A 24,064-nucleotide genomic window follows, 5' to 3' on the forward strand; every position below is an offset into this window, starting at 1 on the left:
GCCAGGGCCGTCGGCAGCGGCAGCCCGTCGGCCCCGCCGAACGGCGGGTGACGGGCGGCGGGTGGCGGGTGGCGGTGCGGATGTGCAGGAGGGCAGGGCCCCCCGGGGTCCACTGCCGCGGCCGGTGCGTCGGCGACGCGGCGCGGGCGGCCGGCGCTTCAGGTCACGTAGACGCTCAGGTCGCGTGAATACGCGCCGCCCTTGGCGTCGAGGACGCCCTCAGGGCGTTTGCTGGAGACACGCGCGGCCATGGACATGGTTTCCCCCCGGAACCTTGTCTTTCCCCCCGGCCCCGCACCGAGGGCTCACCGGGATGCAACCGCATCACCCACCCCGGGTCAATGCGCTCGTTTACGTACAACCCGGACGGGTGATCAGGTGTCCGCGAGACCCGGTCGCCCCAGCGACTCATCGAGGAACTCCCGTACGTGGCCGAGAATCTGCCCCCGGTCCGTGCCGCGGAGGCCGATCGCCACGTGGATGGAGAAGCCGTCGAGCAGCGCGCGCACCCGGGCCGCGAGGCGGTCCGGGTCCACGGGGCGGAACTCTCCCCGGGAGACCCCCTCCGCGAGCAGTGCCACCAGGTCGCGGTGCCAGGCGCCCTCGATGGCCGCCTGTCGCTCGCGGCCCTGCTCGTCGGCGTTCTGCGAGTGGTTCCAGACCTCCAGCCAGAGCGTCCAGTGCGGGTCGCGATGGCCGTCGGGCACATACAGGTCGACATACGCGTCCAGCCGTTCGCGGGCCGGGGCCGTCCGCGTGAGGAGCCGCCCGCGCTCGATGCCGAGGCGGCCCTCGCTCCACTCCAGGGTCTGGAGCAGCAGCTCGTCCTTGGAGTGGAAGTAGTAGAGGAGATGGCCGCTGCTCATGCCGACCTCGCGGCCGAGCGCCGCCATGGTGAGCTTCTCCAGACCGCGCTCGGCGATCATGTCCATGGCGGCGGCGAGGACCTCCTCGCGCGGCGGCGCGTTCTTCCGCGCCCGGCCCGCACCGGCCATCGTCCGACTCCTCAGTTCTTCGGCTGCTGCTGGGTGATGCAGTGGATGCCCCCGCCTCCGGAGAAGATCGTACGGGCGTCCACCAGGGTCACCGTCCGCTCGGGGAACAGGCGGCGGAAGATCCCGGCCGCGGTCTCGTCGCGCGGATCGTCGAAGCCGCAGAGCACGACGCCGCCGTTGCACAGGTAGTGGTTGATGTAGGAGTAGTCGGCCCAGTGGCCGTCCGCCTCCAGGACCGTCGGGGCGGGCACCTCGACGACCTCGATGCGCCGGCCGTGCGCGTCGGTCGCCGCCTTCAGCAGGCCGATGACCTCCTTGCTGACCTCGTGGTCGGGGTGGGCCGGGTCCGGCTGGTGGTGCGCGACGACGACGCCGGGGCGGGCGAAGGCGGCGACGATGTCGACATGGCCGAGGGTGCCGAAGCCGTGCGGCGGGTAGTCGCCGGTCAGTCCGCGCGGCAGCCAGATCGCCTTGCTGGTCCCGAGGTGGGCGTGGATCTCCGTCTCGACCTGCTCGCGGGTCCAGCCGGGGTTGCGCTCGGCACCGAGCTGCACGGTCTCCGTGAGCAGGACCGTCCCCTCGCCGTCGACGTGGATCGCGCCGCCCTCGTTGACCAGCTTCGAGGCGTACGTCTTCGCGCCGGCGAGGTCACCGACGTACGCGGCGATCTTCGCGTCGTGCTCCCAGCGGGCCCAGCTCTGGGCGCCCCAGCCGTTGAACGTCCAGTCGACGGCGGCGAGTCCGCCCTTCCCGTCGGTCAGGAAGGTGGGACCGATGTCGCGCATCCAGGCGTCGTCGAGGTCGCGTTCGACGGTGTCGATGCCCGGGCCCAGCAGGTCTCGCGCCTCGGCCGACCGCCCCGGCCCGCACACGACGGTGACCGGCTCGAAGCGGCGTATCGCGCGGGCCACATCCGCCCAGGCCCGGCACGACTCGGCGAGGTCGTCGGGGTGGTCGAAGGTGGGGTTGGGGCCCGGCCACGCCATCCAGGTGCGCTCGTGCGGGGTCCACTCGGCGGGCATGCGGAAGCCGTCGGCGGCGGGGGTGCTCATGGCGGGTCCTTAGAGGAAGTACAGGCGGTTGAGGGAGACCGAGTCGGCGGGCTCGGAACGGATCGGGTCGCCGTCGAGGGTGACCAGGCCGGTGCGCTGGTCGACGTCGACCGCTCCGGTGCGGGAGTTGAGGCGCAGGTCGGCGGGGCCGATGCCGCGGGTGCCGCGCACGGCGACCCTCCGTCGGCGGGTCGGCATCCGGTCGTTGCCCTGGTCGAGCGCCGCCTGCGCCACGAAGGCCACCGAGATCTCGGCGGGCGTCGCCCCGTGCGCCCCGAACTGCGGCCCGAGGACGAGGGGTTCGCAGGTGTCGGTCGCGGCGTTCGGGTCGCCCACGACCCCGTACGCGGGGAAGCCCGACTTGAGTACGAGCTGCGGCTTGGCGCCGAAGAACTCCGGGCGCCACAGCACGATGTCGGCGAGCTTGCCGACCTCGATCGAGCCGACCTCGTGGGCGAGCCCGTGCGCGAGGGCGGGGTTGATGGTCAGCTTGGCCAGGTAACGCAGGACGCGCGCGTTGTCGTGGTCCTCGGGGGCGCCGAACTCGGCCTTCATCTTCCCGGCCATCGCGAAGGTCCGTCGCACGGTCTCGCCCGCCCGCCCCATGCCCTGCGCGTCCGACGAGGTGATGCCGATCGCGCCCAGGTCGTGCAGCACGTCCTCGGCGCCCATGGTCCCGGCCCGGATCCGGTCGCGGGCCATGGCGGCGTCGCCGGGCAGGTCGGGCTTGAGGTCGTGGACGGAGACGATCATCCCGTAGTGCTCGGCGACCGCGTCCCGGCCGAAGGGCAGGGTCGGGTTGGTGGACGAGCCGATGACGTTCGGGACGCCCGCCATCTTCAGCACGTTCGGTACGTGCCCGCCGCCGCAGCCCTCGATGTGGAAGGCGTGGATGGTGCGCCCGTCGAGGACCCGCAGGGTGTCCTCGACCGAGAGGCACTCGTTCAGTCCGTCGCTGTGCAGGGCGACCTGCACATCGTGCTCCTCGGCGACGCGCAGCGCGGTGTCGAGGGCACGGGTGTGGGCGCCCATGTCCTCGTGGACCTTGAAGCCGGACGCGCCGCCCTCGGCGAGTGCCTCGACCAGGGGCGCCGGGTCGGACGACGAACCCCGGCCCAGGAAGCCGATGTTGACCGGCCAGGCGTCGAAGGCGCTGAACGCGTGCCGCAGCGCCCAGGGCGAGTTGACGCCGACGCCCCACACGGGCCCGAACTCCTGGCCGATGACCGTGGTCACGCCGGAGGCGAGGGAGGCCTCCATGATGCGCGGCGACAGCAGGTGGACGTGGGTGTCGACGGCTCCGGCGGTGGCGATCAGCCCCTCTCCGGAGACGATGGACGTGCCGGTGCCGACCACGACGTCGACCCCGGCGAGGGTGTCGGGGTTCCCGGCCCGTCCGATCGAGCAGATCCGGCCTTCCCGGATCCCGATGGACACCTTCCGGATGCCCTGCGCCGCGTCGATCACGACGACATTGCTGATGACGACGTCACAGGTGTCGCGGACGGCCGCGGCCTTGAGGTGCAGTCCGTCGCGGGCGGTCTTGCCGAACCCGGCGAGGAACTCGTCCCCGTACTGCTGGGCGTCGGACTCGACGCGGATCGTCAGCCCCGAGTCGCCGAGGCGGACCCGGTCGCCGGCCCGGGGGCCGTGGGTGGCGGCGTATGCGTAGGGATTCATCGCTGCTCGACTCCGAGATATCCGCAGGCGGCGGCCCTGCGCAGGGCCTCTTCCTTCGCCCCAGGCGCGTCCAGCGGCCCGTCGACCAGACCGGCGAACCCGATCGCGATCCGGTCGCCGCCGACGGGCACGAGCCCGATCTCGACGCTCTCCCCCGGCCCGAACCGCACCGATGAGCCCGCGGGCACGGCCGCCCGCATGCCGTAGGCGGCCGCGCGGTCGAAGTCGAGCCGCGGGTTGGCCTCGAAGAAGTGGAAGTGGGAGGTGACGGAGACGGGCACGGTGGCCGTGTTGGTGACGAGCACCCGTACGACGGCCTCGGGCTCGGTGTGTTCCGGCCCCGGCAGCAGCGCGCCCGGAGCCTGGTCGCCCAGCCCTCCCCCGATCGGGTCGGTCACCACCGCGAGCCGCGAACCGTCGTCGAAGACAGCCTCGACATGCACCTCGGTGACGATGTCGGCGACGCCCGGCAGTACGTCGTCCGGGCCGAGCACGGCTCGCGCGGCGGCGATCGCCTCGGCGAGCCGGCGCCCGTCCCGGGCGGCCTCACAGACGGTGTCGGCGATGAGAGCGGTCGCCTCCGGCACATTGAGCCGAAGACCGCGCGCCCTGCGCGCCCGGGCCAGCTCCGCGGCCCCGAAGAGCAGCAGCCGGTCACGTTCCGTGGGGGTCAGCCGCACGTGAACGACACCTCCTTGCGTTTCCGCGATTTAGAGCACCACTCTAACCACGACACTCGCCGAACGGGAACATTGATCCATGAACTTGGGTCATGTCACATTGAACACTGCTCAAACATCGCGCCGGCCGACCTCGCCGATCACCCGCAAGCCCCCGGGTACACGACAGGGCCGCCGCGGACCCTTGAGTCCGCGGCGGCCCTGAACAGCCATGAGTGAGGGCGAGGCCCTGTCGGTCTAGCCCAGCGGGTGCATCCAGCCGTGCTTGTCCTCGCCGATGCCGCGCTGGATGTCGAGGAGGGCCTCGCGCAGCTTCAGGGTGACCTCGCCCGGCTCACCGCCCGAGTGCTGCCACTCGGCGCTGCTGCGCTTGACCGTGCCGACCGGCGTGATGACCGCGGCCGTACCGCAGGCGAAGACCTCGGTCAGCGTGCCGTTCTCGGTGTCGGCCTGCCACTGGTCGATGGAGACGCGGCCCTCCTCGGACTCGTAGCCCAGGTCACGGGCGACCGAGAGCAGGGAGTCGCGGGTGACGCCCGCGAGGAGGGAGCCGGTCAGGGCGGGCGTGATGATCTTGTTCCCGTACACGAAGTACAGGTTCATGCCGCCGAGCTCCTCCACCCACTTGTGCTCGACCGCGTCGAGGTACGCGACCTGGGCGCAGCCCTTCTCGGCGGCCTCGGCCTGCGCGAGCAGCGACGCGGCGTAGTTGCCGCCGGTCTTGGCGTCACCCATGCCGCCGGGGACGGCGCGCACGCGGTCCTCGGAGAGCCAGATCGAGACCGGCTTCACGCCGCCCGGGAAGTACGCGCCCGCCGGGGACGCGATGACGAGGAAGAGGTACTCGTTGGCGGGCTTCACGCCCAGGCCGACCTCGGTCGCGATCATGAACGGGCGCAGATAGAGGGATTCCTCGCCGCCGTGCGCCGGCACCCACGACGCGTCCTGCTGGACCAGCACGTCGCACGCCTCGATGAACGTCTCGACCGGCAGCTCCGGCATTCCGAGGCGGCGGGCCGAGGCCTGGAAGCGCTTGGCGTTCATGTCGGGGCGGAAGGAGGCCACCGAGCCGTCGGGCTGGCGGTACGCCTTCAGGCCCTCGAAGATCTCCTGCGCGTAGTGCAGGACCATGGTGGCCGGGTCGAGGGAGAGCGGGGCGTACGGAACGAGCTGGCCGTCGTGCCAGCCGCGTCCCTCCGTCCACTTGATCGTCACCATGTGGTCGGTGAAGTGGCGGCCGAATCCGGGGCTGGCCAGGATCGCCTCGCGCTCCGCGTCGGAGAGCGGACTGGCGGAGGGCTTGAGCTCGATCGTGGGCGTCGTCATGAGTGGTTGTCCTTCACCGGTTGTGTGTGGCGGGCCGCGCTCACGCCCGTACCGCCAGTGGCCAGTGCGTGGACGTCCGAGCATTCCCTCATTCCGCGGCTCCGCGTTCGATTATCGCTCGCGGTTCGCCGTGGCTGTGAACGGTGTGCGTGCGGCCCAGGGAAGTGCCCAGGGGTTGATGGTGGCACCCGGCGAGGGCATAGGAAAAGCCGCCGGGTGCGGATGCGACCCGGCGGCTGTCTCTCAAAGGGCAGTGGCGCGGCGGGTCAGCCTGCTACTCGTACGGTGAGCGCGTCACCGATCTCGTCGGTGCTGCGGGCGGGCTTGCCCACACGCTCCGCGAGGTCGGCGGAGACGGCCTCCTCGATACGCGCGGCCTCGGCCTCGTAGCCGAGGTGGCGCAGCAGGAGGGCGACGGACAGGATCGTGGCGGACGGGTCCGCCTTGCCCTGGCCGGCGATGTCGGGTGCCGAGCCGTGCACGGGCTCGAACATCGACGGGTACGCGCCGGACGGGTTGATGTTGCCGGAGGCGGCGACTCCGATGCCGCCGGAGATCGCCGCGGCGAGGTCGGTGATGATGTCACCGAAGAGGTTGTCGGTGACGATCACGTCGAAGCGCTCGGGCTGCGTGACGAGGTAGATGGTCGCCGCGTCCACGTGCATGTACTCGGTGGTGACGTCCGGGAACTCCTCGCCCACCTTGTTGAAGATGTCCGTCCACAGGTGACCGGCGTGCACGAGCACGTTGTTCTTGTGGACGAGCGCCAGCTTCTTGCGGGGGCGGGCCTGGGCGCGGGCATAGGCGTCGCGCACCACGCGCTCGATGCCGAAGGCGGTGTTCAGCGAGACCTCGGTGGCGACCGCGTGCGGGGTGCCGGTGCGGATGGTGCCGCCGTTGCCGGTGTACGGGCCTTCGGTGCCCTCGCGCACCACCACGAAGTCGATCTCGGGCTGGCCGGCGAGCGGGGTCTCGACGCCGGGGAGCAGCTTCGAGGGCCGCAGGTTGACGTGGTGGTCGAAGGCGAAGCGCAGCTTGAGCAGGAAGCCGCGCTCCAGGACGCCGGACGGGACCGACGGGTCGCCGATCGCGCCGAGCAGGATCGCGTCGTGCTGCTTCAGGGCGTCGAGGTCGGCGTCGGTGAGGGTCTCACCGGTGGCGTGGTAGCGCCGGGCGCCGAAGTCGAACTCCTTGGTCTCCAGCTTCACGTCCGAGGGAAGGGCGGCGGAGAGGACCTTGAGCCCCTGGGCCACGACCTCCTGGCCGATGCCGTCACCGGGAATCACTGCGAGATTGATGCTGCGAGCCATGACGGCACCGTACTCCTTGTCCCATGGGATGACACGGGGTGTCCGCGATACGGACACATCGGGGTGGCCGTACACGCCTCACGGGTCAATCCGTCGGCTGCCGTTCACCCGTACGTTTGGCGGTCGTTGGGCTTCGCTGGGAAGTTCACCGGCATGGACACCCCGAACGTCGGCATCCCCGAGCGGCTCGCGCGCCGTATGAGCATGGCGGAGCAGTACGAGTACCTGCGTACGAAGCTGTCCCGGCGTGGCGTGCTGCTGACCGCGGGCGGGGTGGCCGGCGGGCTGCTGACCGGCTGTGCCGGGTCGGGCACGGCAACCGGTACCCCGTCGTCCGCGCCCGCCACCGGGACGGTGCACGGCTCCGCCGTGGCCCCCTTCGGCCGCCATCTCGCCTTCGGCGCGGATCCGAAGACACAGATGCGGATCTCGTGGCAGGTGCCGCTCGCGGTCCAAAAGCCGTATGTACGGGTGGGGCTGAAGCCCACCGACCTGAGCCGGAGGATGGCGGCCGAGGTCCGGGATCTGCACACGCCGGGGCTGACCGGGCAGCGGTTCGCGGTGGACCAGTACTACCTGCACGCGGCCCTCGACGGCCTCAGGCCCGGTACGCGGTACTACTACGGGGTCGGGCACGACGGCTTCGACCCGGCGTCCCGGGAGCGGCTGTCCACGGTCGGCTCCTTCCGTACGGCGCCCGCGGCTCCGGAGACGTTCGTGTTCACCGCCTTCGGCGACCAGGGGGTGAGCTACGACGCGCTCGCCAACGACAAGGTGATCCTCGGCCGCCACCCGTCCTTCCACCTCCACGCGGGCGACATCTGCTACGCGGACACGACCGGGCACGGCGAGGAGTCGGACATCTACGACCCCCGGGTCTGGGACCAGTTCCTCGCGCAGACCGAGTCGGTGGCGAAGTCGGTGCCGTGGATGGTGACGACCGGCAACCACGACATGGAGGCGTGGTACTCGCCGAACGGGTACGGCGGCCAGTCGGCGCGCTGGACGCTCCCGGACAACGGCTTCGACCCGCAGAAGGCGCCGGGCGTCTACTCGTTCACCTACGGCAATGTCGGGATCGTGGCGCTGGACGCGAACGACGTGTCGTACGAGATTCCCGCCAACAAGGGCTTTACGGGCGGTCGGCAGACGGCCTGGCTCGACCGGCGGCTCGGCGAACTGCGCGCGTCGGCCTCGGTGGACTTCGTCGTGGTCTTCTTCCACCACTGCGCGTACTCGACCTCGACGCACGCCTCCGACGGCGGCGTGCGGGACGCGTGGCTGCCGCTGTTCGCCAAGCACCAGGTGGACCTGGTGATCAACGGGCACAACCATGTGTACGAGCGGACCGACGCCATCAAGGGCGGCCGCGTCGGCAGGGCGGTCCCGGTCGGCGCGTCGACCGACCCGACGCGGGACGGGATCGTGTACGTCACGGCGGGCGGCGCGGGCAAGAGCCTGTACAGCTTCCCCGACGGGGTCAAGGACAGCTACGAGGGGAACGTGGCCGACCGCGAGTCCGTGGACACCTTCCACTGGACCGAGGCGCGCCATCGCAAACACGACACCGTGGAGTGGTCTCGGGTGCGCTACACCGGCTTCTCGTTCCTCTCGGTGGAGGCGGAGACCGGCGCGGCGGCGAAGCTCAAGGTGTCGGCGCTGGCGCAGAGCGGCGAGCGGATCGACTACTTCGAGGTGCGGCGCGGGGCGTGAAGGTCCGAGGTGCGGTGCGGGGCGTGAGCCCATGGCTCACGGCCGCGCCGCACCCCGTGCGGGCGCGGCTCCCGGCTACCTGGTGATGCCCAGTGAGGGCGGGGTTCAGTGCCCGGTCTTCCCGCCGTTGTCCCGGCGGTCGAGGGCGCGCTGGAGGGCTGCGGCGGCGTTCTTGCGGTCGGATTCGCTCGCAGGGGAGATGTGACGGACTCGGCGGCGGACGGTCGTCTCGGCCATGGGAAATCGACTCCTTCGAAATTCCGGGAGCGGAAAGGGGTTACGAGACGCCGGATGGGGCGGGGAGCGGTGCCGCAGGGGTTGCCTGCCAGGGGCTCCGGCTCACGACCGCCATTCGCTTGATCGAGCGAGACGTTCGGCTCCTACAAAACTAAGCGAGAGGCGCGCATCTGTCTCTACAGTTAGTCGGACTTCCTACTATCTGAGACGGCGGATCGGGTCACACTCGCCTGACCTGCGGTGATTGTTCGGGCGGCATCACCCGCCGCGGGATGCAGCCGCAGGGCAGCGACTCCCTGGCCGGCGCCCGGTCCGGGACCGTCCCGGACCGCGACCGCCCGCGACGGCGACCAGCCCGCCCCCGCCGACGCCGAGGCCTCTCCCCAGACCGGGCGCGTTCCCGTGCCGGGCGTCTTCGTCAGAGCACGTCACCGTCGCGCCAGTCGAAGACCAGGTCGTACGCCGGGTCGAGGGGGCCGGCCCCCGCGGCGCGCACGAAGGTGCTGCCTTCCTCCCCCGGCAGGCGCACGATGCCGTCGGGGCCGAGCGCGCCGATCCGGCCCGGCCAGACCTGCCAGCCCCGGGCCGCGTACAGGGCGGCCCCCTTCTCGCTCGCCGAGAGCGCCCCGAGGTCGTACGCCCCCTCCACGATCCGCTCCAGCTCGGCCATCACCCGCCCGCCCAGACCGCTCCGGCGTGCCTCGGCACGGACCCCGACCGCCTCCACGTAGCCGACGCGCAGCGAGCGGCCGCGGTGCAGCACGCGGCGCTGAATGACGGAGCCGTGGGCCGCGAGCCCCCGCGCGTCGTACACGAGGACGTGGAGACCACCGAGCCCGTGGTCCCAGTCCTCGTCGTCAAAGCCCCCCTCGAAGGCGCCGTCCAACAAGGAGCGGACGGAACGGAGTTCGGCGGCGGTGAGATCCACGGTATGGGCGGTACGGAGTCGGATGGCCATCGGCCCAGTATCGCGGACACCCACCACCACCTAACCCCTCATTAACTCTTGACTGGTTAGATATGGGCGTGGTGGACTGAACGCCACCACCAAAAAGGGTTTCAGAGGTTAGGGGCGCGTACATGACCACGCACCGGATCCACCACCGCACCGCCACCGTCCGCGGCCACGAGATCCACTACCGGGAGGCGGGGCCGGCCGGCGCCCCGGTACTGCTCCTGCTGCACGGCTTCCCGACCAGTTCGCACATGTTCCGCGACCTGATGCCGCTCCTCGCCGACCGCTACCACCTGGTGGCTCCCGACCACCTGGGCTTCGGCCGCTCGTCGGCGCCGGCCGCCACGGAGTTCCCGTACACGTTCGCCGGACTGGCCGAGATCACGGACGAGTTCACCGAACAGCTCGGCCTGAAGGAGTACGCGCTCTACATCCAGGACTACGGCGCCCCGATCGGCCTGCGGCTCGCGCTCGCGCACCCCGAGCGGGTGACGGCGATCATCACCCAGAACGGCAACGCGTACGAGGACGGGCTGGGCGCCGAGGCCTGGGCACCCGTCCTCGCCCTGATCGCGGAGCGCACACCCGCGACCGAGGAGCCCGTCCGCGCGCTCAGTGGCCCCGAGGGCATCAAGTGGCAGTACCTGCACGGCGTCCCGGACCCCACGCTGGTCAGCCCGGACGCGTACGAACACGACGCGGCGCTGATGGCCCGCCCCGGTCAGTCCGAGATCCAGCTCGACCTGATCTCCGACTACGGCTCCAACTTCGCCCTCTATCCGGCGTTCCAGGAGTACTTCCGCACCAGCCAGGTCCCGCTCCTCGCGGTGTGGGGCGGCCACGACGAGATCTTCGTCCCGGCGGGCGCCCTCGCCTTCCAGCGCGACCTCCCGACGGCCGAGATCCACCTCCTGCCCACCGGCCACTTCGCCCTGGAGACACACGCGGGCCAGGTCGCCGCCCTGATGGACGACTTCCTGGCCCGGCGGGTGTGACTGGACGTCAGCCCATGTGCGGGTACGTGTAGTCGGTCGGCGGGACCAGCGTCTCCTTGATGGCGCGGGTCAGCGTCCAGCGCATCAGGTTCTGCGGGGCGCCCGCCTTGTCGTTCGTGCCCGAGGCACGGCCGCCGCCGAAGGGCTGCTGGCCGACGACGGCGCCGGTCGACTTGTCGTTGATGTAGAAGTTGCCCGCGGCGTAGCGGAGCTTGTCCATCGTGTACGCGGCCGCCGCACGGTCGTTGGAGACGACCGCACCCGTCAGCGCGTAGTCCGAGGCCGACTCCATCTGGGTCAGCATCTCGTCGTACGCGTCGTCCTCGTAGACGTGCACGGCGAGGAACGGGCCGAAGTACTCGGTCTTGAAGACCTCGTTCTCCGGGTCCGAGCACTCGACGACCGTCGGGCGCACGAAGTAGCCGACCGAGTCGTCGTACTCGCCGCCCGCCACGATCGTGCAGGTCGGGTCCGACTTGGCGCGGTCGATGGCCGCCTTGTTCTTGGCGAACGAGCGCTCGTCGATGACCGCGCCGACGAAGTTCGACAGGTCGGTGACGTCACCCATGGTCAGGTAGTCGACCTCGGCCGCGAACTCCTCCTTGAAGCCGGAGTTCCAGATGGAGGCCGGAAGGTAGGCGCGGGAGGTCGCGGAGCACTTCTGGCCCTGGTACTCGAAGGCACCGCGGGTCAGGGCGGTCTTCAGGACCGCGCGGTCGGCGCTCGGGTGCGCGACCAGGAAGTCCTTGCCGCCGGTCTCGCCGACCAGGCGCGGGTACGAGCGGTACTTCTCGATGTTGTTGCCGACCGTCTTCCACAGGTACTGGAAGGTCTTGGTCGAACCCGTGAAGTGGATGCCCGCGAGATCGCGGTGCTCCAGGGCGACCTTGGAGACCTCGATGCCGTCACCGGTGACGAGGTTGATGACGCCCTTGGGCAGGCCCGCCTCCTCCAGGAGCCGCATCAGCAGCACGGCGGCGTGGGTCTGCGTCGGGGACGGCTTCCACACGACCACGTTGCCCATGAGCGCCGGAGCCGTCGGCAGGTTGCCCGCGATCGCCGAGAAGTTGAACGGGGTGATCGCGTAGACGAAGCCCTCGAGCGGGCGGTGGTCGAGGCGGTTCCAGACGCCCGGCGAGTTGGCCGGGGGCTGCTCGGCGAGCAGGTCGCGGGCGTACTTGACGTTGAAGCGCCAGAAGTCGACCAGTTCGCACGGACAGTCGATCTCGGCCTGCTGGGCGGTCTTCGACTGGCCGAGCATGGTGGAGGCGGCGAGGGTCTCGCGCCACGGGCCGGACAGCAGCTCGGCGGCGCGCAGGATGATCGCGGCGCGGTCGTCGAAGGACATCGCGCGCCAGGCCGGGGCGGCGGCCAGCGCGGCGTCGATCGCGTCCTGCGCGTCCTGCTGCGTGGCGTGCGCGCCGGTGCCGATGACGGCCTTGTGGTTGTGCGGCTGCACCACCTCGAAGCGCTCACCGCCGCCGAGCCGCTTCTCGCCGCCGATGGTCATCGGCAGCTCGATCGGGTTCTCGGCCAGCTCCTTGAGCTTGGCCTCCAGACGGGCGCGCTCGGGCGAGCCGGGGGCATAGCCGTGCACCGGCTCATTGACGGGGGTGGGGACCTGGGTCACAGCATCCATGGGTTCCGTAACTCCTAACTGAGCGGGTGGGTCAGCCCTTGGTGAGAATCGAGCGGGCACTGTGCTGTTCCGGGGGACGCAGCACCTGACAGTGGCTGCGCCACGGGCCGGACTCCCGGCAGCGCGTCCGGGTGATCGTCATCTCTCAACCTCGGGTCAGCATGCTGCGGGCGAAAAAGCGCAGGTTGGCCGGCTTCTCCGCGAGGCGGCGCATGAAGTAGCCGTACCAGTCGGTGCCGTACGCCGTGTACACCCGCATCCGGTGGCCCTCGGCTGCCAGGCGCAGGTGCTCCTCGCCGCGGATGCCGTACAGCATCTGGAACTCGTACTCGTCGAGCTTGCGTCCGGCGCGGCGGGCCAGCTCCTGGGCGATGGAGATGAGGCGCGGGTCGTGGGACCCGATCATCGGGTACCCCTCACCCTCCATGAGGATCCTCAGGACACGGACGTACGCCTTGTCGATCTCGGACTTCTGCTGGTACGCGACCTCGGCGGGCTCCTTGTACGCCCCCTTCACGATACGCACCCGGCTGCCGTTCGCGGCGAGGCGGCGGGCGTCGGCCTCGGTACGGAAGAGGTACGCCTGGATGACGCAGCCGGTCCCCGGGAAGTCCTTGCGGAGCTCCTCGTGGATGGCGAACATCGAGTCGAGGGTGGTGTGGTCCTCCGCGTCCAGCGTGACGGTCGTGCCGATGGCGGCGGCGGCCTCGACGACCGGGCGGACATTGGCGAGGGCCAGCTCGTGACCGCCGTCCAGCGCCTGCCCGAACATCGACAGCTTGACGGACATCTCGGCCTGGGTGCCGAGGTCCAGCTCCTTGAGGCGGCCGATCAGTTCGAGGTACGCGTCCCGGGCGGCGTACGCCTGCTCGCGGGTGGTGATGTCCTCGCCGACGACGTCGAGGGTGACCTCGAGCCCCTTGGCGGCGGAGTCCTGGACGACCGGCACCACTTGGTCGACGCTCTCGCCGGCGATGAAGCGGGCGACCACCTGCTTGGTGCCGGGGGCCGCCGACACGAAGCGGCGCATGCGGTCGCTGCGCGACGCGGCGAGAATCACGGGACCCAGCACGGGGCACCTCCAGAACAAGCGTGACCAAGAGGCCGTCACCCGACCATTCGGGTACGGCCCGGAGAACCACCGTGAAACCTAAGGATCTCTCCGATGGTCTGCCATCGACAGCTGTCACGCATCCGTGCCCTGGATCTCAGACATTTGTATGAGGGCGCTCGGGAAATGCGGGAGAATGCCCGAGTGAAGGCCGATTACAAGGGTGACTACCAGGAGCTGGTCGACGAGATCTCGGCGCTCCTGGGCGCCCCCGCGACGCTGGAGAACCGGGACTTCGAACTGATCGCCTTCGCCGCCTACGACAGTGACGGCGACGGCGGCTTCGACGAGGCGACCCTGGACCCGGTCCGCACCCGTTCGATCCTCACGCGCCGCTCGACCCCGGCGGTGCGGAAGTGGTTCGAGGGCTTCGGTATCGCGCAGGCGGCCGGCCCGGTCCGGATCCCGCCGACCCCGGAGGCGGGGGTCCACCGGGGCCGCGTCTGTCTGCCGGTACGCCATCGGGGGGTGGTGCTGGGCTATGTGTGGCTGCTGGACACCGATCCGGGGCCGTCCACGGAGCAGCTGGCCGCCGCCATGGAGGTCGCCGCCCGTATCGGCGCGCTCCTCGGCGACGAGGCGCAGGCGGGCGCGGACCTGACCCGTGAACTGCGGGCGGTGCTCACCGCGGAGCGCGGCTGGCAGCGGGACATGGCGGTCGCGGAGCTGCGTACGGCCCTCGGTCCGCGCGGCGACAGCCTGCACACGGTGGTCTGCGTGGCCCCCTGGCCCTCCGCCGACCCGGACGACGCGCCTTCGGTGCGTACGGTGCCGGGGGCGACCGCGCTGTGCACGGTGCCGTGGGGGACGACCGCGCAGAGTCTGGCGCTGCTGGTGCGGCTGCGCTCGGCGGACGTCCTGACGCCGGCGCTGACCGCGGCCGCCCGGCTGCTGGAGCGCGCCCGGGGCGGCACAGCGGCGGCGGCCGGGGTCGCGGTCGCCCGCAGCGGGCTCGTCGAACTGGGCACCGCCTGGCAGGAGGCGTCGGCCGCCGCGCGTGCGGTGCTGGCGGAGCCGCGGCTCGGGCCGGTCGCCGAGTGGGCGTCCATCGGCCCGTTCCGGCTGCTGACCGCGCTCCCTCCCAAGGCGGCGCACGACCCCGCCGTACGCACCCTGCTCTCCCCCGCCCACCGCGAACTGGCCCGCACGGCCGAGGTGTACCTGGACTGTGCGGGCCAGGCGGGCCGCACGGCGGCGGAGTTGGGCATCCACCGGCAGACGCTCTACTACCGCCTGTCACGCGTCGAACAGCTCACGGGCCTGGACCTGGACGACGGCGAGGACCGGCTGCTGCTGCACATGGCGTTGAAGGGGGCGCGGCTTTGAGGGCGGGGCGCTAGCGCTCCGCTGTAAGTGCCCGTCGCGGCGCCCGGTCGTCCCCCTCACCCGTTCTCGGGCTCGCCCTCTGCCTCGTCCTCGTCCTCGTACAGACCCTCCAGCCCGCTGACGCACTCCTCGGCGACCGTGACGGCGAACCGCGGGCAGGTCCAGGCCTCCGGGCTGGGGCACTCCTCGGGTGGCGGGAACTCCTCGGGCGCGTAGAAGTGGAGCATGGCGTCGCGGAACTCCTCGTACCGCAGCGGCGGGTGCTCGTCGTCGTGCGCGCAGCGCTCGAGGCGGGGTGCGGCGGCGACGGTACGCAGGGTCGCGAGGACGCCGCGGACCACCGACAGGGGCGGGCTCGGATACGAGATCTCCGTCGCCTGGTGGGCGGCGAGCAGCAGCACCGCACGTTCCCGCCCGTCGGCCCGCTCGTGGCGGCGGGCGGCCCACAGGGCCAGATCGTCGGCGTACTCCTCGTTCCAGCTGTGGTGGGCGAGCCGCTCCACGATCCTCGCGATCTCCAGCCGTCCGTCGGCCCGCAGGTACTCGGCGTCCAGGTGGGAGGTGTCGCGGTTCCCGAAGAGCACCTCGCGCCGCTCGCGCAGCATCGTCAGTGTCCTGTCCGCGACCTCCGCCATGAAGACCGGGCACAGTACGTGCTCCAGCGGAGCGCCCCGCCCCGACTCGGTACGGTCGCGTTCGTACCTGCCGCGCCCACCGGCGCTGCTCAGGCGGACGCCGAGTTCCGCGGCGTCCGGGCCGCTGTCGGGCAGGGTCGCATGCCACTCGTGGGCGCAGGACGCGGCGGCGAAGTGCGGCAACGCCTTCTCGACCGCTTCGGCCAGGTCGTCGAGGACGGATTTCGTACGCACCATTCCGGAGACGGCGTACCAGGTCACCGCCCTGACGACCAGCAGATGTCCGGCGCGGTCCGCCGGTTCCGCGCACGAGAGGTTCGACGCCTGCGAGGAGATCTCGTCGTCGATGTCGGTCCCCGGGTGGGGGTAGCCGTGCAGCAGCGCCGACAGCGTGTCGATGGTGTCCTGGGCCTCGGCCGGCAGACGGGGCGGCACATCTGTGACCGATCCCGGGTCGACGACGTCCAGGGCGATCCGCGCGAATCCGGCGACGTTCGGCGGGCAGAGCCATTCGTCCCGGGGCCGTTGCCCCTCCCGGTCGGCGCGCTCGTCGGCGAGCGGGGCCAGTTGCTCGGTCAGATACGGGTCGTCCTCGGCGTCATGGACCTGGTACGGGTGGGACGCGTGGTCGCACGGCCGGTCGCGCAGCGCCTCGTCGGCGGCCTCCAGCGCGGCGACGGCGGCCGTGGTGACGCCCTCGCCCGGAAGCCAGTTGACGTAGGGGGCCATCACCAGCAGCCCCAGCGTCCACACGTACGCCGCCCCACCGCCGGGGTCGGCGGCGAGGCGGGCCGCGCAGTCGAGGACCGTCCGGTCGTACTGGTCGTTGTAGTAGTCGCGGTGGTTCTCGCGGACTTCGTCCCAGGACCGGGAGAGCTCATCGAGCGACGTGCCGTTCATGTCCATCACGATCTTCACGACGCGCCGCCGGGCACGGGAGTTCCGCCGCGGGTCCGGCGATCCGGTCGTCGTCGGACAGCGGCGAAGCCGGCTGCTCGGTCGTCGGCCGGACAGCGGCGAAGCCGGCTGCTCAGCCCGTCGGCTTGGCGGCCGCCTCGATCACGCGTCGCAGGCCCGCGGTGAGTCCCTCGGCCGTGGACGCGCTGTCGGGATCGAAGAGCCACTGGAGGCACAGTCCGTTGAGCAGCGTCTGGTAGAAGCCGCCGAGCGTCCGCAACGCCTCGTCGTCGACGTCCTCCTCGCGACCGCCCATGAACATGGGGATGAGGCCCCGGCGCCCCTCGTCCTGGGCCTTGACCAGGTGCTCGCGGACCGTGGGAAGCCGGTCGGCGTTGGTGACCACCTCGAAGGTGAGCAGCCAGATCGGGCGGGCCTCGGTGAAGGACCTGATGACGCCCCTCCAGGCTTCCTCGAAGCGTTCGAGGGAACCGGGCTCCCCCGTCGCGGCGCCTTCGTCGAACGCCCCGAACGTGTCGCCGACGTTCGAGATCAGATCGACGTACGCCTCCGCGAGCAACGCGTCCTTGGACCCGTAGTGGTAGCCGATCGAGGCCAGGTTGGTCCCCGACTCCTTCACGATGTCGCGCGCGGTCGTGCGCACGAACCCCTTCTCCACCAGGCAGCGCTTGGCGCCCTCGAGCAGATCCTCACGGTGTCCCATGCCCGCCACCCTACAACCGGGACAGACAAGCGTCCTAGACACATGACTTATACAATTGTTCTAGACAAGCGTTTAAGACGCCCGTATGGTTCCTGGCATGACGAACCCGACGAGCACGACCCCCGCACCCGGCGCACCTGGCACCCGGGCCGGCCGCCGTGAATGGACCGCCCTCTGCGTCCTGATGCTCCCTCTGCTCCTGGTCTCGATGGACGTCTCGGTCCTCTACTTCGCGATCCCCTCGATCACGGCGGACCTGGAGCCGAGCAGCACCCAACAGCTGTGGATCTTCGACATCTACGCGTTCGTGCTCGCCGGCCTGCTGATGACGATGGGCTCGCTGGGCGACCGCATCGGCCGCCGCAAGCTCCTCCTGATCGGCGCCGCGGCCTTCGGCACGGCCTCGCTGGTGGCCGCGTACGCGAACAGCGCCGAGACCCTGATCGCGGCCCGCGCGGTCCTCGGCATCGGCGGCGCGACCCTGATGCCGTCGACGATGGCGATCGTGCGCACGATGTTCACCGACCCCGGGCAGCGGGCGAAGGCCGTCGGCCTGTGGTCGGGTGTCATGACGGCCGGCATCGCGCTCGGCTCGGTGATGAGCGGTGTCCTCGTCGAGTACTTCTGGTGGGGCTCGGTCTTCCTGGTCAACCTGCCGGCGATGGCGCTGCTCCTGGTCCTCGGCCCGATCCTGCTGCCGGAGTCGAAGAACCCGGACCCGGGCCGCTTCGACCTCCTGAGCGTGCCGCTGTCGATGGCGGCCGTACTCCCGGTGATCTACGGGCTCAAGGAGATCCCTTCCGAGGGCTGGCACGCCTCGTACGTGGTGTGCGTGACGGTGGGTCTGCTCTTCGCCGCCCTCTTCGTCCACCGCCAGCGCACGGCCGCGTCGCCCCTGATCTCACCGGCCCTCTTCCGGGCCCACGGCTTCACCCCCGCCATGGTCCTCAACCTCATCTCCTGCTTCGCCATGCTGGGTTCGGCCTTCTTCACCACGCAGTACCTCCAGTCCGTCCTCGGCAACAGCCCGCTCGAGGCGGCCCTGTGGTCACTGCTCCCGTCGGTGCTGATCGGCTTCGCGGCACCCGTGACCACCCAGCTCGTACAGAAGGGCGTGAACCGCGCGTACGTCGTCAGCGCCGGGTTCGTCGTCGCCGCGGGCGGCTACGGGATGCTGGCGCTCGCCGGTACGGACTCGATGTGGCTGGTGCTGGCCGGGGCGGGTGTCCTCGCCTCCGGGATCGTCACCGTGATGTCCCAGATGATGGACCTGGCGATGGGCGCGGCACCGTTGGAGCAGGCGGGCGCGGCCTCTTCGCTGATGGAGACGAGCGCGGAGTTCGGCGGCGCGCTGGGCATGGCGGTCCTGGGTTCCATCGGCACGGCGGTCTACCACCACGAGATCCCGGCCTCGGCCCCGGCTCCCGCCCACGAGACGCTGGGCGCGGCGCTGGCGGTGGCACAGGAGCTGCCGGGCGGCGCGGGCACCGCACTGATCGCGGTCGCGCGGGACGCGTTCACCAGCGGTATGCAGGCGGCGGCGCTCGCCGGGGCGGTACTCCTGCTGGGCGCGGCGTTCCTGGCGACGGCGACGCTGCGGAAGGTGGCCGTGCGCGAGAGCGAGTCCGCGACGCCGGAACAGGTGCCCGCCGCCTGACGGCACCACCGGTGGGCCCGAGCCGGTTCCGGAGGAGCGGCTCGGGCGCACCGGCATGCTCGGGCCCACTCGACGTACTCGGGCCCACTCGACGTACTCGGACCCACCGACGTACTCGGACCCACCGACGTACTCGGGCCCCCCGGCGTAAGGAGCCCGGCCCCGGCCCCGGCGCACCGCCGCCCGTCCGCCCCCAACGCGGCCCGCCCACCCCCACGACCCCGCGTGCCAGGATGGACCCGTGCCGCAGCTCCCGCCTTCCGTCGAGACCCCGTTCATCGGCCGTGCAGCCGAACTCGCCCGCCTCACCGGCGTACTCGACCGCGCCCGCGGCGGCGACCCCCGCGCCGTACTCGTCGCAGGCGACGCCGGCGTGGGCAAGACGCGCACCCTCGCCGAAGCCGCCGCACACGCCACCCGCACCGGCATGACGGTCCTCACCGGCCACTGCGTCGACCTCGGCGACGTGGGTCTGCCCTACCTCCCGTTCACGGAAATCCTCGGCACCCTCGCCACCGACGACCGCCTCGCCCCCGCCCTGGCAGCCCACCCCGCCGTCGACCGCCTCCTCGGCGGCGGAGCCGACGGCAGCCGGCTCCAGCTCTTCGAGAGCGTCGCCGCCCTCCTCGCCGACCTCTCCGAACACGGCCCCCTCCTCCTCGTCCTGGAGGACCTCCACTGGGCCGACCAGTCCTCCCGCGACCTCCTCCGTTTCCTGCTCAGCCGGGGCGTGCTCCAACTCCCCACGGCCGGCGCCCCCGCCCACCGCCTCGCGGTCTTCGCCTCGTACCGGGCGGACGACCTCCACCGCCGCCACCCGCTGCGCCCCCTGCTCGCCGAGCTCGTACGGCTGCCCGCCGTCGACCGCCTGGAGCTGCGCCCGATGGCCGACGCCGAGGTCACCCGCCTCGTCCGTGCCCTGCGCGCCGGCCCGCTCCCCGACACCACGGTCCGCCGGATCGTCGAACGCGCCGAGGGCAACGCCTTCTACGCGGAGGAACTGCTGGCCGCCACCACCGACACGGCCACCGGGACGGGCGAGCCCCCGCACGAGTCCATGGACGGCCCCACCCCGGCGCTGCCCAGCGGCCTCGCCGACGTTCTCCTCATCCGGCTGGAACAACTGTCGGACACGGCCCAGCAGGTGCTGCGCACGGCCGCGGTCGCCGGCCGCCGCGTCGAGCACGACCTGCTGCGCGAGGCCGTCCAACTCCCGGACGACGAACTGGAGTCGGCACTGCGCGAGGCGGTCGGCCGCCAACTCCTCGTCCCGGACGACCGCGACACCTACTCGTTCCGCCACGCCCTCACCCGCGAGGCGGTCTACGCGGACCTGCTGCCGGGCGAACGCGTGCGACTGCACCGCACGTTCGCGGGGCTCCTCACCGCCGCGGGCCGACACGACGGCCCACCCGGCTCTCACCCCGCCAAGACCGCCGCCGAACGCGCCCACCACTCCCGCGAGAGCCACAACCTCCCCGACGCGCTCAGCGCCTCCCTCGAAGCCGCCGACCACGCCCAGCGGCTCGGCGCGCCCGCCGAGGAGCTGAGCCACCTCGAGGCGGCGCTGGAGCTGTGGCCGGCCGTGGCCCCCGCGGACCGCCCCACCACGCCCGGCCTGGACACGGTGACGCTCACGCTGCGCGCGTCCGCGGCGGCCGCGCACGCCGGCGAGAGCCACCGCGCCGTCTCCCTGACCCGCGCCGCCCTCGCCCGCGCCGGCACGGACACGGACTCGGAACTCGCCGCCCGCGTCCGCTACACCCTCGCCGGCAACCTGATGCGCGTCGACAGCCTCAAGGCCGCGTTCACCTACAGCAGCGAGGCGCTCGCCATGATCCCCGCCGAGCCCCCGTCCCGTACCTGGGTGTGGGCGGCGGCCACCCACGCCATGGCCGCGCGCTACGTGGGCGAGGACGAGGACGCCGGGCGGGTGGCCCGGCAGGCCCTGGCCGTCGCCGAGCGGCTCGAACTGGCCGACGCCCAGGCCGACTTGATCGTCTCCCTGGTCGGCCTGGACGGACACGACCGGCGTACCCCCGAGGGCCGGGACCGGCTGCGGCAGGCCCGCGAACTGGCCCGCCGCGCGGGCAACGTGTCGGTCGAGATGCGCGCCCTGTTCAACCTGGCCATCGGCGCCTACGAGACCGGCGCGCTGGACGACTGCCTGACCTGGCTGTCCGACGGACTGGACCGGGCGAGCCGCACCGGGCTGCTGTCCTCGCCGTACGCCCTGGAGCTGCGCTACCTCCAGTCCCTGATCCTCTACACCCTGGGCCGCTGGGACGAGTGCGCCCGGGCGGCCGCCGCCGACGCCGAACGGCTGCCCGCGGCAGCCGGATTCGCCATCGGCCCCGCGCTGTATGTGGCGCTGGCCCGCGGCGAGCGGTCCGCCGCCGACCGCGCCCAGGCGCTCCTCGACGGGCCGTCCGAGTGGATGGCCACGCTCGTGGCCGGCATCGTGCTGACCGACGCCGCGGCCCTGCGGGGCGATCCGGAGGCGGCCGTCGAGCGCGTCCACGGCACGCTGGCCGCGCTGGCCGACGGCGCGGTCAACGAGCGCCCGGACGTCGGCGTACGGCTTGCCGCGCTCGCCCTGGCCGCGGTCGCCGACGCGGCCGAGGAGGCGCGCCTGACCGGCGACGCGGCGACCGTCCGCCGCTGGACGGACACCGCGGCCGAGCTGCTGGAGCTGGCCCGCACCACGGCCGACCGGGGCGAGGACGGAACCGAGCAGGGCCCCGAGGGCGTGGCCTGGCTGGCCCGCGCCGAGGCGGAGTGGACGCGCACGGTGTCCGGTCCGGACGTGGTGGTGTGGGAGAAGGCGGTGACCGCGTTCGCGTACGGCGATCCGTACGAGCGGGCGCGTTGCCGGCGCCGGCTGGCTCAGGCGCTGCTCGCGGCGGGCCGTCGCGAGGAGGCCGCCGAGCAGGCCCGGGCGGTCCGCGAGACCGCCACCCTCCTCGGCGCCGCGCCCCTGCTCGACGCCGTGGAGACGCTCGTCCGCCGCGGCCGCCTCGCCGAGACCTCACCCGCGGCGGACGGCACCGCGGTACTGACGGCCCGGGAGAACGACGTACTCCGACTGCTGGCCCGCGGCCGCACCAACCGGCAGATCGGTGAGGAGCTGTTCATCACGGGCAAGACGGCGAGCGTCCACGTCTCCAACATCCTGGCGAAGCTGAGCGCGGCGAGCCGCACGGAAGCCGTCGTGATCGCGTACCGGGAGGGGCTGCTCGAACCGGAGCCGACCTGACGGCTCACCCGAGCGCTCCACGGCCCGCGCAACACAGTGGGGGCCCGGCCACCACAGGTGACCGGGCCCCCACTTCCGTACGACGAACCGTCAGATCCCGTACGACGAACCGTCAGACGAGGTTGACCGACCGCGCCGAGGTCGCGCCGATCTCCTCCGCCAGCTCCGTCAGCACGTTCTGCGACACGGTGTCGTCGACCGTGAGCACCGCGAGGGCCTCGCCGCCGGCGACCGCGCGGGACACCTGCATGCCCGCGATGTTGATGCCGGCCCCGCCGAGGATGCGGCCGAGCGTGCCGACCACACCCGGGCGGTCCGTGTACTTGAGGACGACCATGTGGTCGGCGAGCGCCAGATCCACGTCGTACTCGCCGACGGCCACGATCTTCTGGTGGTGCTTCGGACCGGCCAGCGTGCCGGAGACCGACACCTCCTCGCCGTTGCCGAGCGTGCCGCGCACGGTGATGACGTTGCGGTGGTCCGAGGACTCCGAGCTGGTCGTCAGGCGGACCTCGACGCCGCGCTCCTGCGCGAACAGCGGGGCGTTGACGTACGACACGGTCTCGTCGACGACATCCTCGAACACGCCCTTGAGCGCGGAGAGTTCGAGCACCTTCACGTCGTGCTGGGTGATCTCGCCGTACACCTCGACGTCGAGGCGGACCGCGACCTCGCCCGAGAGGGCGGTGAAGATGCGGCCGAGCTTCTCGGCGAGCGGCAGGCCCGGCTTGACGTCCTCGGCGATGACGCCGCCCTGGACGTTCACCGCGTCCGGGACCAGCTCACCGGCGAGGGCGAGACGGACGGACCGGGCGACGGAGATACCGGCCTTCTCCTGCGCCTCGTCCGTGGAAGCACCGAGGTGCGGGGTGCAGACGACCTCGTCGAGCTCGAAGAGCGGGGAGTCCGTGCAGGGCTCCTTCGCGTACACGTCGAGGCCGGCACCGGCGACGCGGCCCTCCTTGAGCGCCGAGAACAGCGCCTCCTCGTCGACGATCCCGCCGCGCGCGGCGTTGACGACGCGCACCGTCGGCTTGACCTTGCGCAGCGCCTCGTCGCCGATGAGACCGAGGGTCTCGGGGGTCTTCGGCAGGTGCACGGTGATGAAGTCGGAGACCTCGAGCAGCTCGTCGAGGGAGAGGACCTTCACGCCCATCTGCGCGGCCCGGGCAGGCTGCACGTAGGGGTCGTAGGCGACGACCTTCATGCCGAAGGCCGACATGCGCTGGGCGACGAGCGCGCCGATGCGGCCGAGGCCGACCACGCCGAGGGTCTTCTCGGCCAGCTCGACGCCCGTGTACTTGGAGCGCTTCCACTCGCCGTTCTTCAGCGCGGAGTTGGCCTGCGGAATGTTGCGCGCGGTGGCCAGGAGCAGACCGCAGGCCAGCTCGGCGGCGGTCACGATGTTCGAGGTGGGGGCGTTGACGACCATCACGCCGGCCTTGGTGGCGGCGGAGACGTCCACGTTGTCCAGGCCGACGCCGGCTCGTGCGACGACCTTCAGCTTCTTGGCGGCGGCGACCGCCTCGGCGTCGACCTTGGTGGCCGAGCGGATCAGGATGGCGTCCACGTCGGCGATCGCCGGCAGCAGCTCGGCGCGGTCCGCGCCGTTGCAGTGCCGGATCTCGAAGTCCGGGCCAAGGGCGTCGACGGTCGCGGGCGACAGCTCTTCAGCGATGAGTACGACAGGTTTCGAGCTCACGTGAGTCCTCACAAGTCCAATGCGGACGGCCGTCCCGACGGCCGCAGGCGGTGGAGGGGTGCTTGCCGCGTGGAAGACGCACGACGTTGTGGGCCTGAACGCGTATGTAGTGCAGCAGTCTAGTGGCGTCGCGGACGTCGCCTTACGCCGCTGCGGAAGGATCACCCGTCCGTG

At 71.6% G+C, this 24,064-nt stretch carries 18 protein-coding genes; 5 read left to right on the plus strand and 13 right to left on the minus strand.

The genetic code is table 11. The features are described from left to right. Positions 1 to 374: 374 nt before the first annotated feature. The 6 genes from GTY58_RS14210 to GTY58_RS14235 form a co-directional block, all read right to left on the minus strand. A complete protein-coding gene (locus tag GTY58_RS14210; protein ID WP_010984145.1) occupies positions 375 to 995 on the minus strand; it encodes a TetR/AcrR family transcriptional regulator in 621 nt (206 codons plus the stop codon). 11 nt (positions 996 to 1,006) lie between these two features. Beyond that, positions 1,007 to 2,047 carry an agmatine deiminase family protein gene (locus GTY58_RS14215; protein WP_010984146.1) on the minus strand — a complete coding sequence of 347 codons (1,041 nt, stop codon included), beginning with the start codon at positions 2,045 to 2,047 and terminating at the stop codon, positions 1,007 to 1,009. Positions 2,048 to 2,056: 9 nt separating this feature from the next. Next, positions 2,057 to 3,727 carry an urease subunit alpha gene (locus GTY58_RS14220; RefSeq protein ID WP_010984147.1) on the minus strand — a complete coding sequence of 557 codons (1,671 nt, stop codon included), beginning with the start codon at positions 3,725 to 3,727 and terminating at the stop codon, positions 2,057 to 2,059. Next, entirely contained in the window at positions 3,724 to 4,407 is a 684-nt protein-coding gene (ureA, locus tag GTY58_RS14225) for an urease subunit gamma (protein WP_010984148.1), read from the minus strand. The genes GTY58_RS14220 and ureA overlap by 4 nt, the downstream gene beginning before the upstream one ends. Before the next feature lie 237 nt (positions 4,408 to 4,644). Further along, on the minus strand, positions 4,645 to 5,733 hold the full coding sequence (locus GTY58_RS14230; protein WP_010984149.1) for a branched-chain amino acid aminotransferase: 1,089 nt from the start codon (positions 5,731 to 5,733) through the stop codon (positions 4,645 to 4,647). 266 nt (positions 5,734 to 5,999) lie between these two features. After that, positions 6,000 to 7,043: a 3-isopropylmalate dehydrogenase gene (locus GTY58_RS14235; RefSeq protein ID WP_010984150.1), complete on the minus strand. Its 1,044-nt coding sequence runs from the start codon at positions 7,041 to 7,043 to the stop codon at positions 6,000 to 6,002. 153 nt (positions 7,044 to 7,196) lie between these two features. On the opposite strand from GTY58_RS14235, the gene GTY58_RS14240 reads away from it, so the two are divergent. Beyond that, entirely contained in the window at positions 7,197 to 8,756 is a 1,560-nt protein-coding gene (locus GTY58_RS14240; protein ID WP_037649752.1) for a metallophosphoesterase family protein, read from the plus strand. Positions 8,757 to 8,861: 105 nt separating this feature from the next. Here the strand turns inward: GTY58_RS14240 and GTY58_RS41335 are convergent, their stop codons facing one another. Continuing rightward, positions 8,862 to 8,993: a hypothetical protein gene (locus GTY58_RS41335; RefSeq protein ID WP_010984152.1), complete on the minus strand. Its 132-nt coding sequence runs from the start codon at positions 8,991 to 8,993 to the stop codon at positions 8,862 to 8,864. A 418-nt stretch (positions 8,994 to 9,411) separates the two neighbouring features. Beyond that, the gene (locus tag GTY58_RS14245) at positions 9,412 to 9,951 is read right to left on the minus strand and encodes a GNAT family N-acetyltransferase (RefSeq protein WP_037649754.1); all 540 of its coding nucleotides are present in this window, start codon (positions 9,949 to 9,951) and stop codon (positions 9,412 to 9,414) included. Positions 9,952 to 10,073: 122 nt separating this feature from the next. On the opposite strand from GTY58_RS14245, the gene GTY58_RS14250 reads away from it, so the two are divergent. Then, on the plus strand, positions 10,074 to 10,943 hold the full coding sequence (locus tag GTY58_RS14250) for an alpha/beta hydrolase (RefSeq protein WP_010984154.1): 870 nt from the start codon (positions 10,074 to 10,076) through the stop codon (positions 10,941 to 10,943). Positions 10,944 to 10,950: 7 nt separating this feature from the next. On the opposite strand, the gene pruA is transcribed toward GTY58_RS14250, so the two are convergent. Together pruA and GTY58_RS14260 are read right to left on the minus strand one after the other, a co-directional pair. Then, a complete protein-coding gene (pruA, locus tag GTY58_RS14255) occupies positions 10,951 to 12,582 on the minus strand; it encodes an L-glutamate gamma-semialdehyde dehydrogenase (RefSeq protein ID WP_010984155.1) in 1,632 nt (543 codons plus the stop codon). A gap of 145 nt (positions 12,583 to 12,727) precedes the next feature. Further along, a complete protein-coding gene (locus GTY58_RS14260; RefSeq protein ID WP_010984156.1) occupies positions 12,728 to 13,654 on the minus strand; it encodes a proline dehydrogenase family protein in 927 nt (308 codons plus the stop codon). Between the two features lie 165 nt (positions 13,655 to 13,819). Between GTY58_RS14260 and GTY58_RS14265 the strand changes: the two genes are divergently transcribed. Next, entirely contained in the window at positions 13,820 to 15,019 is a 1,200-nt protein-coding gene (locus GTY58_RS14265; RefSeq protein ID WP_010984157.1) for a helix-turn-helix domain-containing protein, read from the plus strand. 56 nt (positions 15,020 to 15,075) lie between these two features. Here the strand turns inward: GTY58_RS14265 and GTY58_RS14270 are convergent, their stop codons facing one another. After that, a complete protein-coding gene (locus tag GTY58_RS14270) occupies positions 15,076 to 16,554 on the minus strand; it encodes a hypothetical protein (RefSeq protein WP_237528787.1) in 1,479 nt (492 codons plus the stop codon). Positions 16,555 to 16,684: 130 nt separating this feature from the next. Then, on the minus strand, positions 16,685 to 17,275 hold the full coding sequence (locus GTY58_RS14275) for a TetR/AcrR family transcriptional regulator (protein WP_010984159.1): 591 nt from the start codon (positions 17,273 to 17,275) through the stop codon (positions 16,685 to 16,687). A 97-nt stretch (positions 17,276 to 17,372) separates the two neighbouring features. Between GTY58_RS14275 and GTY58_RS14280 the strand changes: the two genes are divergently transcribed. Further along, positions 17,373 to 18,932 (plus strand): MFS transporter, encoded by a 1,560-nt coding sequence (locus GTY58_RS14280; RefSeq protein ID WP_037649759.1) that lies wholly within the window; start codon positions 17,373 to 17,375, stop codon positions 18,930 to 18,932. 241 nt (positions 18,933 to 19,173) lie between these two features. Then, on the plus strand, positions 19,174 to 22,188 hold the full coding sequence (locus GTY58_RS14285) for a helix-turn-helix transcriptional regulator (protein WP_010984161.1): 3,015 nt from the start codon (positions 19,174 to 19,176) through the stop codon (positions 22,186 to 22,188). A 112-nt stretch (positions 22,189 to 22,300) separates the two neighbouring features. Here the strand turns inward: GTY58_RS14285 and serA are convergent, their stop codons facing one another. Continuing rightward, positions 22,301 to 23,890: a phosphoglycerate dehydrogenase gene (gene serA / locus GTY58_RS14290; protein WP_010984162.1), complete on the minus strand. Its 1,590-nt coding sequence runs from the start codon at positions 23,888 to 23,890 to the stop codon at positions 22,301 to 22,303. Between the last annotated feature and the right edge of the window lie 174 nt (positions 23,891 to 24,064).

It is taken from the genome of Streptomyces sp. SID5469, from assembly GCF_009862865.1.
Classification (GTDB): domain Bacteria; phylum Actinomycetota; class Actinomycetes; order Streptomycetales; family Streptomycetaceae; genus Streptomyces; species Streptomyces avermitilis.

Excerpts from the sequence above, each read along its gene's own strand:
- GTY58_RS14270 (WP_237528787.1), bottom strand. The coding sequence starts at position 16,554 with ATGAACGGCACGTCGCTCGATGAGCTCTCCCGGTCCTGGGACGAAGTC.
- GTY58_RS14245 (WP_037649754.1), bottom strand. The coding sequence starts at position 9,951 with ATGGCCATCCGACTCCGTACCGCCCATACCGTGGATCTCACCGCCGCC.
- GTY58_RS14280 (WP_037649759.1), top strand. The coding sequence starts at position 17,373 with ATGACGAACCCGACGAGCACGACCCCCGCACCCGGCGCACCTGGCACC.
- GTY58_RS14275 (WP_010984159.1), bottom strand. The coding sequence starts at position 17,275 with ATGGGACACCGTGAGGATCTGCTCGAGGGCGCCAAGCGCTGCCTGGTG.
- GTY58_RS14250 (WP_010984154.1), top strand. The coding sequence starts at position 10,074 with ATGACCACGCACCGGATCCACCACCGCACCGCCACCGTCCGCGGCCAC.
- GTY58_RS14215 (WP_010984146.1), bottom strand. The coding sequence starts at position 2,047 with ATGAGCACCCCCGCCGCCGACGGCTTCCGCATGCCCGCCGAGTGGACC.
- GTY58_RS14220 (WP_010984147.1), bottom strand. The coding sequence starts at position 3,727 with ATGAATCCCTACGCATACGCCGCCACCCACGGCCCCCGGGCCGGCGAC.
- pruA (WP_010984155.1), bottom strand. The coding sequence starts at position 12,582 with ATGGATGCTGTGACCCAGGTCCCCACCCCCGTCAATGAGCCGGTGCAC.
- GTY58_RS14235 (WP_010984150.1), bottom strand. The coding sequence starts at position 7,043 with ATGGCTCGCAGCATCAATCTCGCAGTGATTCCCGGTGACGGCATCGGC.
- GTY58_RS14230 (WP_010984149.1), bottom strand. The coding sequence starts at position 5,733 with ATGACGACGCCCACGATCGAGCTCAAGCCCTCCGCCAGTCCGCTCTCC.
- GTY58_RS14210 (WP_010984145.1), bottom strand. The coding sequence starts at position 995 with ATGGCCGGTGCGGGCCGGGCGCGGAAGAACGCGCCGCCGCGCGAGGAG.
- GTY58_RS14265 (WP_010984157.1), top strand. The coding sequence starts at position 13,820 with ATGCGGGAGAATGCCCGAGTGAAGGCCGATTACAAGGGTGACTACCAG.
- GTY58_RS41335 (WP_010984152.1), bottom strand. The coding sequence starts at position 8,993 with ATGGCCGAGACGACCGTCCGCCGCCGAGTCCGTCACATCTCCCCTGCG.
- GTY58_RS14240 (WP_037649752.1), top strand. The coding sequence starts at position 7,197 with ATGGACACCCCGAACGTCGGCATCCCCGAGCGGCTCGCGCGCCGTATG.